This is a genomic window from Aliihoeflea sp. 40Bstr573 (assembly GCF_024105655.1).
GTDB lineage: Bacteria > Pseudomonadota > Alphaproteobacteria > Rhizobiales > Rhizobiaceae > Aliihoeflea.
On sequence record NZ_JAAAMH010000005.1, the window covers coordinates 209,646 to 222,417 of the forward strand.

The 12,772-nt window shown below is 65.0% G+C and carries 11 protein-coding genes; 2 read left to right on the forward strand and 9 right to left on the reverse strand.

Annotated elements, in window-relative coordinates; translation table 11 throughout:
* From GTK01_RS09105 to argH, 4 genes are all read right to left on the reverse strand, one after another.
* A complete protein-coding gene (locus GTK01_RS09105; RefSeq protein WP_252925557.1) occupies positions 1 to 2,556 on the reverse strand; it encodes a TIGR02302 family protein in 2,556 nt (851 codons plus the stop codon).
* Between the two features lie 105 nt (positions 2,557 to 2,661).
* Entirely contained in the window at positions 2,662 to 3,927 is a 1,266-nt protein-coding gene (gene lysA, locus GTK01_RS09110; protein ID WP_252925558.1) for a diaminopimelate decarboxylase, read from the reverse strand.
* 12 nt (positions 3,928 to 3,939) lie between these two features.
* The gene (locus GTK01_RS09115) at positions 3,940 to 4,152 is read right to left on the reverse strand and encodes a lipoprotein (protein ID WP_252925559.1); all 213 of its coding nucleotides are present in this window, start codon (positions 4,150 to 4,152) and stop codon (positions 3,940 to 3,942) included.
* A 38-nt stretch (positions 4,153 to 4,190) separates the two neighbouring features.
* Complete coding sequence (gene argH, locus GTK01_RS09120; RefSeq protein WP_252925560.1) at positions 4,191 to 5,612, reverse strand: argininosuccinate lyase; 1,422 nt, start codon at positions 5,610 to 5,612, stop codon at positions 4,191 to 4,193.
* A 30-nt stretch (positions 5,613 to 5,642) separates the two neighbouring features.
* Here argH and GTK01_RS09125 point away from each other — a divergent pair, with 30 nt between their 5' ends.
* The gene (locus GTK01_RS09125) at positions 5,643 to 6,317 is read left to right on the forward strand and encodes a TlpA disulfide reductase family protein (RefSeq protein ID WP_252925561.1); all 675 of its coding nucleotides are present in this window, start codon (positions 5,643 to 5,645) and stop codon (positions 6,315 to 6,317) included.
* A gap of 69 nt (positions 6,318 to 6,386) precedes the next feature.
* Here the strand turns inward: GTK01_RS09125 and GTK01_RS09130 are convergent, their stop codons facing one another.
* The 5 genes from GTK01_RS09130 to GTK01_RS09150 all read right to left on the reverse strand — a co-directional run bounded on the left by GTK01_RS09130 (position 6,387) and on the right by GTK01_RS09150 (position 11,703).
* On the reverse strand, positions 6,387 to 7,706 hold the full coding sequence (locus GTK01_RS09130) for a branched-chain amino acid ABC transporter permease (protein ID WP_252925562.1): 1,320 nt from the start codon (positions 7,704 to 7,706) through the stop codon (positions 6,387 to 6,389).
* Positions 7,703 to 8,707, reverse strand: coding sequence for a branched-chain amino acid ABC transporter permease (locus tag GTK01_RS09135; protein ID WP_252925563.1), 1,005 nt, complete (start codon positions 8,705 to 8,707; stop codon positions 7,703 to 7,705). The genes GTK01_RS09130 and GTK01_RS09135 overlap by 4 nt, the downstream gene beginning before the upstream one ends.
* A gap of 2 nt (positions 8,708 to 8,709) precedes the next feature.
* On the reverse strand, positions 8,710 to 9,414 hold the full coding sequence (locus tag GTK01_RS09140; RefSeq protein WP_252925564.1) for an ABC transporter ATP-binding protein: 705 nt from the start codon (positions 9,412 to 9,414) through the stop codon (positions 8,710 to 8,712).
* Positions 9,411 to 10,208 (reverse strand): ABC transporter ATP-binding protein, encoded by a 798-nt coding sequence (locus GTK01_RS09145; protein WP_252925565.1) that lies wholly within the window; start codon positions 10,206 to 10,208, stop codon positions 9,411 to 9,413. The genes GTK01_RS09140 and GTK01_RS09145 overlap by 4 nt, the downstream gene beginning before the upstream one ends.
* A gap of 292 nt (positions 10,209 to 10,500) precedes the next feature.
* Positions 10,501 to 11,703, reverse strand: a complete 1,203-nt coding sequence (locus tag GTK01_RS09150; protein ID WP_252925566.1) for an ABC transporter substrate-binding protein — start codon at positions 11,701 to 11,703, stop codon at positions 10,501 to 10,503.
* A 237-nt stretch (positions 11,704 to 11,940) separates the two neighbouring features.
* Here GTK01_RS09150 and GTK01_RS09155 point away from each other — a divergent pair, with 237 nt between their 5' ends.
* Positions 11,941 to 12,747, forward strand: coding sequence for a GGDEF domain-containing protein (locus GTK01_RS09155; protein ID WP_252925567.1), 807 nt, complete (start codon positions 11,941 to 11,943; stop codon positions 12,745 to 12,747).
* Positions 12,748 to 12,772 lie beyond the last annotated feature (25 nt).

Genomic DNA, 12,772 nt, shown 5'->3' on the forward strand with positions numbered 1-12,772 from the left:
TCAGCGCATTTCCAGCAGCCGTTCGAGGTAGTCCCGCTCCAGTTCGGGGCTGAGCGCGTTGCCCAGCCGCTTGCGGATCGCCTCGAGGATGCGGCGGGCGCGCTGCACGTCGATCTCGTCGGGCACGCGCACCGTGTCGCCGAAATCGGGACCGGTCGTGGCGCGCGGACGGCCGAGGGGATCGCGGTCCGCGCCCTGCCGGCTGCGCCCGCCTGGCTGCTGGCCGCCGCCTTCGCCTTCCATCGCCTGCTGCATCTGCTGCATCATGTCCTGCGCGCCGCGGCGCAGCGCCTCGAGTGCTTGCCCCTGCTCGCCGACGGCCCGCTCACCCTGGCCTTCGCCAAGCGAACTGCCTGCCCGGCCCATCGCCTCGCCGGATTCCGAAAAGCCTTCTCCTGGCTGGAGGCCCATACCCTCGAGCGCTTCCATCATCGACTGCAGGTCCTGCCGAAGCTGGCCCTGGCCCTCCTGCAACTGGCGCATGGCCTCGGCGAATTCCTCCGGCGACATCTGGCCGCCCTGGCCCTGTTCGCCCTGTTGCCCCTGCTGGCCGGGCTGCTGCTGGCCCTGCTGCATCTGGAACGTCTCGTTCATCAGTTCCTGCTGGCGGCGCATGATTTCGCCGAGCTGGTCCATCTGCTGGCGCATTTCGCTCTCCTCGCCGCCGTCCTGCTGCTGTTGCTGGCGGCCGGCCTGCAGGTTGTTCATCATGTCCTGAAGCTGCGAGAGCAGCTGCTGCGCCTCGTCGCGCGCGCCCGATTTTGCCAGTTCCTCGATCTGGTCCATCATCCGTTCGAGGTCGCTTTGACGCATTTCCTGGCCGTTCTGGGGCATGGGCATGGCCTGCTCGGGATTTTGCATGGCGCGTTCGGCGAATTCGCGCAGGAACTCCTGCATCGCCTCTCGCAGCTCGGCCATGAGCTGTTCGATCTCCTCGTCGGACGCGCCTTCCTCCAGCGCCTCGCGCAGCGCTTCCTGCGCCATGCGCAGGCGACGCTCCGCGTCGGTCAGCGAGCCATCCTCGATGGTGACGGCGATTTCCCACAGATAGTCGACGACATCGCGCAACTGGTCGTCGCTCGTCGCTTCGTCGAGCCGGGAGCGCGCAGCCGTGATGCCGAGATAGTGCGTCAGCTCGGGAATCGTTTCCTCGGGCCACAGCGTTATGGCATCCATCAGGTCGAGGACGCGCTGCTTGGCGTTCGCATCAAGGGCGAGAAGCTGGCGCTGCTCGACCAGCGCCAGCGCCAGCGGATTGATGAAGGGACGCTCCGGCAGGGTGATGCGCTCGGTCCCGCTGCGGCCCGTCTGCCCCGCGCCGTCATCGGCTTCCAGCGTCAGGTCGACCAGTGTTCCCGCCCATGGATGCTCGGTCAGGTCGCGCGACGTGCGCGCGACGATCTCGTCGCCACGCCGGCGTGGCAGGGTCAGGCGCATTTCCGGCGCCTCATAGAGCGGGCGTGCGTCGGATGCAGGATCGGCGGGCTCGAACAGGGCCTGTGCCGAGACCGCGCCGTAATCGTCCTCGATTTCGTAGGTCAGTTGCAGAGCGCCATTGACGGCTCGGGTCGGCTCTTCCGCAAAACGGATCTGCGGTGCGTCGTCGGGCGTGACGGTGAACGACCAGTTGGTGATCTCCTCGCCATCATCGCCTCGGCGCAGCGACAGGAGCCCGTCCGCGCTGAGTGGACCGGAAAACTGGCTTACAGTGTGCGCCGCACCCGCCCGGCTCGACGCCGTTGCCGGCGCTGTCGGGGTTGCGGGTTCGAAGGCCGTTTCCTCCGCCGTGTGCGCGTCGAGATAGCTCAATCTTTCGTCGCCGCTGCCGCCGGTCACGCGCACCGCGACGACCGAGCCTTCCGGCACGGTGAAATGGTTCTGGTTCTGATTGGCGTCGGCGGTCATGTAGAGCGGCGCCTTGCCTGTATAGGCGGGCGGTGTCACCCAGGCGTCGATGCGCGGGGGAACTGTTTGCGGGCCTGCCGCGGCGAGAAACCCGTCGGTCAGCGAACCGCCGCCTGGCCCGAGCGAATAGGCAAAGGCGACGACGAGGAGGAGCGGCGCTATGGCGCGCAGCGCCCACGGATCGCGATCAGGAACGCCGGTGCGCGGAAATTCGCCCTTAAGGCTCCTGAGATCGCGCGCAAGGCGCTTGCGATGCTCCTGCCAGAGCGCGGCCGCGAATGGATCGTCCTTGCCGGCTAGCCGGTCGTCCTGGCTGCGCAGCGGGGTATGACGCAGCGCGTTTGCCGTCTCGATGCGGCGATCCACCTCTCCGGCGCCCGGACGGCGGAAATGGCGCAACGGCCAAAGCGCCGCGAGCGCGGCGATGGCGAAGAGTGCCATGAGGCCGAGGCGCGGCCAGTCCGGCAGGATACGGAAGACCCCGAGCCAGGAGAGGCTGACGAAGAGAGTGATCGCGATGACCAGAGGCAAGACGAGCGGCCAGAGCCGTTCGACGAGCATCGTCGCCCGCGTCGCCGCGCGCGTGCGGCGCAAGCCCACAATCGGGCCGCCCTTGAGGAAGTCGCTCAGTCCCTTGAGGTCAATTGCCATCAGCCGTCCGGTTCATCCGCTTCGGGCGGTAACGGTGTCAGGATAGCAGCAAACGCGGCGAAGGCGAGGCCGGCCACCAAAACGTGAAACCGGCCCGTAAATCGCTCATAGCCAGTCGGGAATCGAATCGAGGCCGATCAGGTCGTCATAAGTCGGGCGCGGCCGCACAACGTGGAAGCGGTCGCCGGATACCAGCACCTCGGGCACGAGAAGGCGCGTGTTGTAGGTGCCCGCCTGAACCGCGCCATAGGCGCCTGCCGTCGACACGCAGATCAGGTCGCCGGCCTTCATCCTGGGCAGGTCGCGATCCTGGCCCAGATAGTCGCCGGTTTCGCAGACCGGACCGACGATGTCGACCTTCATGCGCGGCGCCTCTTGCGGCTGTTCGACGACGGGACGGATGTCGTGGAAGGCGTCGTAGAGCGTCGGGCGGATCAGGTCGTTCATCGCCGCGTCGACGATGACGAAGTTCTTCGCGTCGCCTTCCTTCACATACACGACCTGGCTGGCCAGAATGCCGGCATTGCCGGCGATCAGGCGGCCGGGCTCGAAAATGACCTTGAGGCCGAGCGGCTTCAGCCGGCGGCGCACCATCTGCGCATAGGCGTCCGGCAGGGGGGGCGGGGCGTTGTCCACCCGGTAGGGGATGCCGAGCCCGCCGCCGACATCGATGTGTTCGAGCGCATGGCCGTCCGCCTGCAACTGGCCGACGAGCTCGACCATCAGCGCGATTGCGTCATCGAACGGCTGCAGGTCGGTGATCTGGCTGCCTATATGGGTATCGACGCCGACGATCCGCAGCCCGGGCAACTTGGCGGCGCGGCGATACGCGTCGCGTGCCCGCGTCAGCGCGATGCCGAACTTGTTCTCCGCCTTGCCGGTCGAAATCTTCCTGTGCGTCTTGGCATCGACATCGGGATTGATGCGCAGCGAGATGGGCGCGGTCTTGCCGGCCATCTGCGCGCGCTCCGACAGAAGCTCGAGCTCAGGCTCCGATTCGACGTTGAAGCAGTGGATGCCGGCTTCAAGGGCGAAATCCATCTCGCGCGCGGTCTTGCCGACGCCGGAAAAGACGATCTTCTGCGCCGGAATGCCCGCAGCGAGCGCGCGGCGCAGTTCGCCTTCGGACACGACATCCGCGCCGGCGCCGAGCCTGGCCAAAGTCTTCAGGACTGCCTGGTTGGAATTCGCCTTCATCGCGTAGCAGACGAGCGCATCCATGTCGGCGAACGCGTCGGCAAAGACAGTGTAGTGACGTTCCAGTGTCGCGGTCGAATAACAGTAGAACGGCGTGCCGACCTCGGCGGCGATGTCGAGCAGCGAGACGTCTTCGGCGTGGAGGACGCCGTTTTTATATTCGAAGTGGTTCACGATCGTTTGTTTCTAGAGAAGGCGGTCGAGGATGAACGGACGATCCGCGACCGGGGGCGTGGGCTCCGGCGGAACCGGCTGCCGATCATTGTCGATGGCCTCCTGCCGTGCTTCGACCGCTGCTTCATAAGGCGTGTCGAGGGGACCACGACGCCCGCAGGCCGCGACGCTTATGGCGATGACCGTCACAAGCGCGACGGATGCGAAGAATCTGCCAGATGCCATGAAGTCCGTCCGGATCGATGCGATTTTGATGGTTCTCTTTAGCGGCTTTTGCGGCGCGATGCATCCTGTTTCAGGCGCTTCGTCCAATAGCGGATCTGGCGGCGCACTTCCTGCGGGGCGGTGCCACCGAACGAGGTGCGGCTCTTCACCGAGGCCTGCACGGACAGCACCTGGAAGATGCCGTCGGTGATGCGCTCGTCGATCGACTTCAATTCGTCGATCGTCAATCTGTCGAGCGTCACCTTGCGGCTCTCGGCCAGCGCGACGGCGCGGCCGGTCACGTGATGGGCCTCGCGGAAGGGCAGGCCGGCCTCGCGCACCAGCCAGTCGGCAAGGTCGGTCGCGGTCGAGTAGCCCGCCCCGGCGGCTTTCTTCATCGCCGCGGTCTGGATTTCCATGTCGGCGATCATGCCGGTCATGGCGGCGATCATCAGGTCGAGCGTCTCGGCCGCGTCGAAGACGGCTTCCTTGTCTTCCTGCATGTCCTTGGAATAGGCGAGCGGCAGGCCCTTCATGACCGTCAGGAGCGCGATCATGTGGCCGTTGATGCGGCCGGTCTTGGCGCGGATCAGCTCGGCGGCGTCAGGGTTTTTCTTCTGCGGCATGATCGAGGAGCCGGTCGAGAACTGATCCGACAGGCGCACGAAACCGAACTGCGGCGTCGACCAGATGACGATCTCCTCGGCCAGCCGCGACAGGTGCGTGGCGCAGATCGACGCCGTGGACAGGAATTCGAGCGCGAAATCACGGTCTGACACGGTGTCGATCGAATTGCGCGTCGGCTCGCGGAAGCCGAGCGCCGTGGCTGTCATGGCGCGGTCGATCGGGAAACCGGTGCCCGCGAGCGCGGCTGCGCCGAGCGGGCTTTCGTCCATGCGCTCGATGGCGTCGCGCACGCGCGACAGGTCGCGGCCGAACATCTCGACATAGGCCATGCAGTGATGGCCGAAGGTCACCGGCTGGGCCGTCTGGAGATGGGTGAATCCGGGCATGACCGTCGCGGCATGTTCTTCCGCGCGCTTCAGGAACGTCTCGATCAGGCGGACGAGGCCGGCGTCGGTGCGCTGCAACTCCTCCTTGACCCAAAGGCGGAAATCCGTCGCCACCTGGTCGTTGCGCGAGCGCGCCGTGTGGAGCCGCCCGCCGGCCGGTCCGATCATGTCGGCAAGCCTCGCCTCCACATTCATGTGGATGTCTTCGAGCCGGGCAGAGAACTCGAACGTGCCGGCCTCGATTTCGCCGAGGATCTGGTTCAGCCCTTGCGCGATCTTGTCGCGGTCCTCGGTCGAAATGATGCCCGTCTTCGCCAGCATGTCGGCCTGGGCGAGCGAGCCGCGGATATCCTGCGCGTAGAGCTTCTTGTCGAAGCCGATCGAGGCGTTGATCGCTTCCATGATGGCGGCGGGACCCGAGGCAAATCGTCCGCCCCACATCTGGTTGCTGGCCTTCTTTTCGCTCATCGTGATATCCGCATCCCCGGAGATAGACATATGGCAAATGGCAAATCGAACCTTCCGGCGGGCCGGCTCATCGGTATCGCGGCCGTCGCCGGCGTTCTTGCCGGTGCGCTCGGCGTATACGTGATGGGTGGGCCGTCTGGCAACAACGCGCCGATGGTGGCGGGCGGTGCGCCCGATCCCCAGGCCGTCGCTGCCTGCGAGGCGAAGACGGACGCGGTCGCCGCCATCGATCCGATGATCGCCGGCGAAGTCGCAGCAATGCTGCCGGCCGACCCGCCGCGCCTCGTCTCCGACCTCGCCTTTAACGACCCGGAAGGCCAGCCGATGCGGCTCGGCGATCTGGGCAAGGTGACGCTGGTCAATCTGTGGGCGACCTGGTGCGCGCCCTGCCGCGAGGAGATGCCGGCGCTGAACCAGCTTCAGGCCGACATGGGTGGAGAGGATTTCGAGGTCGTCGCCGTCAACATCGACACCGGAGACGACACCAAGCCGAAGGCGTTTCTTCAGGAAACCGGCGTCGACCGGCTCGCCTACTACCGCGACAACACGCTCGGTCTCTTCAACGATCTCAAGCGCCGCAACCTCGCTCTTGGCCTGCCGGTGACGCTCCTCGTCGATGAAGATGGCTGCCTGCTCGGCCACATGAACGGCCCGGCGGAATGGGCGGGCGATGACGCTCGCAAGCTGATCGAAGCGGCGATGTGATCTCGCCGGGGCTTCGCGCGGCAGCGCATACAAGGAAACGGGCGCTGCGCGGCGCCCGTTTTTTCATGTTCAATGCTTGGCTCTGGCGACCCGCTCGGGGATCAGCCCGCGCGGGCTGAACCTCAGGCACAAAAGCAGGATCAGGCCCATCACCAGTGGCCGCATGTAGGGTGCGGCGTCGATGAGTTGCAGCCGGATCGGGTTGGACGCGTCCATGCCCGACGTCAAGACCGACATCAACCAACCGCCGACCGGTTCCGCCTCGACCCAGACGAACCAGATCAGGAAGCCGCCGAGCACCGCGCCCCAGTTGTTGCCGGAGCCGCCGACGATCACCATCACCCAGATCAGGAAGGTGAAGCGCAGAGGCTGGTACTGGCCGGGCGTGAACTGGCCGTCGAGCGTCGTCAGCATGGCGCCGGCGATGCCAACCACAGCAGAGCCCAGGATGAAGACCTGCAGATGGCGGCGCGTCACGTCCTTGCCCATCGCTTCGGCCGCGTCGCGATTGTCGCGGATCGCGCGCATCATGCGTCCCCAGGGCGAATTCAATGCGCGCTCGGCAAGCCACATGATGATGATCAGCACGATGGCGAACAGGATCGCGTAGGAAAGCCGCACATAAAGCGCCGAGGCGAAGATCGGATTCAAGTTCAGCGTCGTCGCGAGGTCGAGGAACCACGGTGCCTGCTGCAATTGCACCTCGTAGGCGACGGGGCGCGGCAGGCCCGAGACGTTCTTGACGCCGCGGGTCAGCCATTCCTCGTTGCGCAGGACGGCAATGATGATCTCCGAAATGCCGAGCGTGGCGATCGCCAGATAGTCGGCGCGAAGGCCGAGCGCGATCTTGCCCACCATCCAGGCCGCGCCTGCGGCGAAGACGCCGCCGACCAGCCAAGAGAAGATGATCGGCAGGCCGAGGCCGCCCAGATAGCCGGTGCGGGCGGCGTCATAGCCCTCGATCGCGGCGACCGCCGGGTCGAAGAAATGACGGATGACGAAATAGCCCGCCACCGCGATCAGGATCGCGACGAAATTGCCCTTTTTGCCGTGGATCTTCTTGCGGGCAAGGACGATCAGGCCGATCGTGCCGATGAGCGCGACGATCGTCAGGCCGATGCCCGTCCCGCCCGCCTCCCATGCGCCGGGAACGGGCGGCATGGAGATGACGATGCCGGCGAGGCCGCCCAGCGCCGCGAAGCCCATGATGCCGACGTTGAAGAGGCCGGCATAGCCCCACTGGATGTTGACGCCCAGCGCCATGATCGCGGAAATCAGGCACAGGTTCAAAATGGTGAGGCTGAGCGTCCAGCTCTGACCGAAACCGACGAGCAAGAGCAGGCCCGCCATGATCGAATAAAGGACGATGATGCGGTTTCGATTGCTCACAGCACTCTCCCCCGGAAAATGCCCGTCGGTCTAATCAACAGGACGATGACGAGGATCACGAAGGAAATCGCGAATTTGTATTCGGTCGACAGGAGCTGGACGAGCCCGTCGGGCGCAAAGCCCATATATTCCAGCACGCGCTTGTAGGCGTAGGTCAGCGTCACTTCCGAGAAGGCGACGACGAACCCGCCAGCGATCGCGCCGATGGGTTGTCCGATGCCGCCGACGATGGCGGCCGCGAACATCGGCAGCAGGAGCTGGAAGTAGGTGAAGGGACGGAAGCTCTTGTCGAGGCCGTAGAGGACGCCGGCGATCGTCGCCAGCGCTGCGGCGATCACCCAGGTCACGCGCACGACCTTGTCGGGATTGATGCCAGACAGCAGCGCCAGGTCCTCGTTGTCCGAATAGGCGCGCATGGCTTTGCCGGTGCGCGAATAGGTGAGAAACCAGAAGAGCGCGACGACGACGACAACGGCCACGACGACCGTGATCGCGACGGGCAGGCGGATCGCCAGACCTTCGGCGAGCCCCGTCCATTCACGGAACTCGCGAACGGTGATCAGGAAGCGTTCGCCATCGGCAAAGCGCTGGTCGTTGGGGCCGATGACGAGGCGGACGATGCCATTCAGCATGAACATGACGCCGACCGAGGCCATGACGAGCACGATCGAGGCCGAATGCTGCTGGCGATAGAAGCGGAAGACGGTCCGGTCGATGATCAGCGCCATGATCACCGCGCCGATGATGCCGATCGGCAGCGCGAGCAGCGCTGTCGGCAACGGCCCCAGCGTGACCCCCATGCCGATCAGCCACCAGGTCACCAGGATGGTGATCATCGTGCCGAACGCCATCAGGTCGCCATGGGCGAAGTTGGAAAAACGCAGGATGCCGAAGACGAGCGTGATTCCGAGCGCGCCGAGCGCGAGCTGCGCGCCATAGGCGAGGCCCGGCAGGAACACGAAATTGGCAAACATCACGAGGGCATTGAGAAAGTCGATCATCGTCAACCTCCCAGGAACGAGGCGCGAACCTCGGGGTTGGCGAGAAGGGCTTCGCCGGTATCGGTGAAGCGGTTGCGGCCCTGGACGAGCACATAGCCGCGATCTGCGATGGCGAGCGCCTGGCGCGCATTCTGCTCGACCATCATCACGGCGATGCCGGTGGCGGCGACGTCGAGGATGCGGTCGAACAGTTCGTCCATGACGATCGGCGAGACGCCGGCGGTCGGCTCGTCGAGCATCAGCACCGAAGGCTGCGTCATCAGGGCGCGGCCGACGGCCACCTGCTGGCGCTGGCCGCCCGACAATTCGCCGGCCGGCTGCTTGCGCTTCTCCTTCAGGATCGGGAACAGGTCGAAGACCTGCGCCATCGTGTCGGAAAAGTCGTCATTGCGAATATAGGCGCCCATCTCCAGGTTCTCCTGGACGGTCATCGTGACGAAGACGTTGGAGGTCTGCGGCACGAAGCCCATGCCGGCGACGACGCGGTCCTGCGGCGACAGTTTCGTGATGTCCTTTTCGCCGAGGCGAACCTGGCCCTCGCGCAGGCTGAGCATCCCGAACATCGCCTTCATTGCGGTCGACTTGCCGGCGCCGTTGGGGCCGACGATGACCGCGATCTCGCCTTTTTCGACGGCGATGGTGCAGGAGTGGAGAATGTCCGCGCCGCCATAGCCGCCGGTCATGTTCTCACCGATGAGGAAGCTCATGCTACGCCTCCCTGCTTGACCTTGGGCGGGCGCTGCCTGAGCCCGGTGCCGAGATAGGCCTCGATGACCTGCTCGTTGGCCTTGACCTCGTCGACCTTGCCCTCGACCAGCACGCGGCCCTCGGCCATGACGATCACCGGGTCGCAAAGGCGGCCGATGAAGTCCATGTCGTGCTCGATCATGCAGAAGGTGTAGCCGCGTTCCTTGTTGAGGCGCACGATGGCGTCTCCCAGCGTATTGAGGAGCGTGCGGTTGACGCCCGCGCCGACCTCGTCGAGGAAGACGATCTTGGCGTCGACCATCATCGTGCGGCCGAGTTCCAGAAGCTTCTTCTGGCCGCCCGACAGGTTCCCGGCGAGTTCGTCCGCGACATGGCTGATTTCGAGGAACTCGATAACCTCGTCGGCGCGCCTGCGCACCTCCGCCTCGCGCTCGCGCACCTTGGAAGGGCGCAGCCATACATCGACCAGCGTCTCGCCGGGCTGGGCCGGCGGGACCATCATCAGGTTTTCGCGCACGGTCAGCGTTGAAAACTCATGCGCGATCTGGAAGGTGCGCAAAAGCCCCATGTGAAAGAGCTCGTGCGGCGGCAAACCGGTGATGTCCTGACCGTCGAGCCAGACTTTTCCGGAGGTGGGTTTGTAATGGCCTGCGATCACGTTGAAGAGCGTCGTCTTGCCGGCGCCATTCGGGCCGATCAGGCCCGTGATGGAGCCCTCGGCGATTTCGATGCTTGCGCCATCGACCGCCTTGATGCCTCCAAAGTGCATATGCAGATCGTCTACCTTGATCATGCAATTCCCCTGGGCCGCGTTTTTGTGATTGTACCGTCGTAAGAGGCTCGCGTCCGCTAGCCAGCCTGATCGCGCGCATGCGCAGTCGGCGTCCGCCACGGTTCCCGACGCCCCCTCGTCGGATCTGCAGGGCTACGGCTGACGCCCCGCAATTCGTGGGAGCGCCAATAACGAGTGAAAACACAAAAGTCGAGTGCGTGACTCATACAGTCCCGTGAGTGCGACCATTTTGAAGGACAAATGGCCCGGCGATGTCCTCGCCGGGCCATAATCTTACACGACTGCCGTCAGATCAGCGATAGCCGACAGTCTTGAACGCGCCGTCTTCGACGATGTATTCGCGATAGCTGCCGGCTGCTTCGCCGGGGCCGATCAGCTCGACATTGGTGACGCCGACATAGTCGACATCGCCGCCGTCCTTGAGGATTTCCAGACCCTTGGCGAGTTCACCCGGCAGGATCGGCTCGCCGGGGCCGTTGGCCACTTCCAGCATCGCGTCGCGGATGGCGGTGCGGTCGGCCGAGCCGGCCTTCTGGATGGCGAGCGCGATCAGCGCGCCGGCGTCATAGCTTTCGCCGGTATACGAGCTGGTCGGGTCGATGTCGGCCGCCTCGGCGAGCGTTGCGAACATCTCCGAGCCTTCACCCTCGACGCCTGGCAGGACGCCGATCGTGCCTTCGAGGTCTTCGCCGATCGCGTCGATCAGGCTCTGGCCGTACATGCCGTCGCCGAGTGCGAAGCGGTCGAACGCGCCAGTGTCGATCGCCGAGCGAATGATGCCGACGCCGCCCTGGTCGACATAGCCAAGAACGACGAGGACATCGCCGCCGGCTGCGGCGAGCGCGCCGACCTCTGCCGAATAGTCGCCCTTGCCGTCGTCATGCGGAGCGGCGATCGTCACCGTGCCGCCGGCAGCTTCGAAGGCCGCCACGAAGGCGTCCGAGAAGCCCTTGCCGTAGTCGTTGTTGGTGTAGGACACGGCGACCGACGTGATGTCGTTGTCGGTCAGGACCTCGGTCAGCACTTCGCCCTGGCGGGCGTCGGACGGGGCGGTGCGGAAGAAGTAGTCGTTGTCCTCGATGGTCGAGAGCGCCGGCGAGGTAGCCGAGGGCGACACCATGACCAGGCCGTTCGGGACGGCGACGCCGTTGGCGATGCCGATCGTCACGCCCGAACAGTCGGCGCCCATGATGGCGGCGACGTTGTCAGTCGTCACGAGGCGCTCGGCGGCGGCCGTCGCGGCGGCGTTGTCGATGCAGGTGGAATCGGCGCGGACCGGCTTCAGCGTAGCACCGTCGAGCAGCATGCCGCTCTCGTTGACTTCGGAGAAGGCGAGTTCGGCGCTGGCGGCCATGCCGGGCGTAATGCTTTCCAGCGGGCCGGTGAAGCCAAGAATGATGCCGACGTTGATCTCTTCCTGCGCCGAAGCTGCACCAGCGGCGAGAAGCGCTGCGCCAGCTACCGAAGCGGCAAAGATCTTGCGGATATTGGACATTGATATGCCTCCCTTTGGAGAGTGTTCCTGAGTTTGAAGTTCGCCCGGATCTGGACTAGCCCGGATTGGCGGCGATATTCCAACCTGCGTTTCGGTTTGTAAAGCCTACAGAATCTGGATTTTGGCGGCCGGTTAACGCCAAGACGTCCAGCCTTCGTAAAAGTGCAATGCAAGTCTAACCGAATGTTCACTCGTCTCGCTTATTGAAGAGACAAGCTGACGTTGGAGGACACCGGCTTGAACCACACCGACCGCGCCTTTGCCGGCAAGCCGCGCATATCGCGACGAGGTGCCCGGATGCTCGCCCGGTGGACGGTTCTGGGCACGCTCGGTTGCCTTTCGATCTCGCTGGCCTGGAACTGGCTCGCCTTCCGCGACATGGATGCCACGGCGCTGCGGCAGGGGCTTTTAAGCGCAACCGTGCTGCCGATCATCCTTGCTGGGCCGCTCTTCTTCTACCTCACCTTGAAACTGCGCGAACTGGCGGGCGCCAATCACAAACTCGCCGAACTCGCTTCCACCGACGATCTGACGAAATGCCTTAATCGCCGTGCGCTGATCGCGAATGTCGAGCGGATACTCGAGCAGCGCGACCGGACCGCGCAGGGTGCCCTTCTCGTCATCGATGCCGACCATTTCAAGCAGGTCAACGATCGCTACGGACACCACCAGGGCGATCTCGCGCTGATCCGGATCGCCTCGATCGTCCGAAGCTGCGTGCGTCAGGGCGACCTCGTCGGACGCATGGGCGGCGAGGAATTTGCCGTACTTCTCGAGGGCGTAGGGGCTGACCAGGCGGTGCACATCGCAGAACGCATACGCCGGGCGGCCGAGGCGACACCGCTGCGCATCGACGGATCGGAGCACCGGCTGACGATCAGCGTCGGCTGCGCGGCTTTTTCGGGGCCCGCCAGGTTCCGCGACCTTTTCTCGCTGGCCGACCAGCGGCTTTACGACGCCAAGCGCCAGGGCAGAAACCGGGTCGAGGCCGATGGGGACCGAGGGTCGGGCACACTAGCCGGTGAAACGAAAAAGGCCGGCTGAAAAGCCGGCCTTCTTGTTTCGTACT

What these genes read in the sequence shown, in the direction of transcription:
- GTK01_RS09125 (WP_252925561.1), top strand. Translation starts at nt 5,643, where the DNA reads ATGGCAAATGGCAAATCGAACCTTCCGGCGGGCCGGCTCATCGGTATC.
- argH (WP_252925560.1), bottom strand. Translation starts at nt 5,612, where the DNA reads ATGAGCGAAAAGAAGGCCAGCAACCAGATGTGGGGCGGACGATTTGCC.
- GTK01_RS09140 (WP_252925564.1), bottom strand. Translation starts at nt 9,414, where the DNA reads ATGAGCTTCCTCATCGGTGAGAACATGACCGGCGGCTATGGCGGCGCG.
- GTK01_RS09145 (WP_252925565.1), bottom strand. Translation starts at nt 10,208, where the DNA reads ATGATCAAGGTAGACGATCTGCATATGCACTTTGGAGGCATCAAGGCG.
- GTK01_RS09135 (WP_252925563.1), bottom strand. Translation starts at nt 8,707, where the DNA reads ATGATCGACTTTCTCAATGCCCTCGTGATGTTTGCCAATTTCGTGTTC.
- GTK01_RS09115 (WP_252925559.1), bottom strand. Translation starts at nt 4,152, where the DNA reads ATGGCATCTGGCAGATTCTTCGCATCCGTCGCGCTTGTGACGGTCATC.
- GTK01_RS09150 (WP_252925566.1), bottom strand. Translation starts at nt 11,703, where the DNA reads ATGTCCAATATCCGCAAGATCTTTGCCGCTTCGGTAGCTGGCGCAGCG.
- GTK01_RS09105 (WP_252925557.1), bottom strand. Translation starts at nt 2,556, where the DNA reads ATGGCAATTGACCTCAAGGGACTGAGCGACTTCCTCAAGGGCGGCCCG.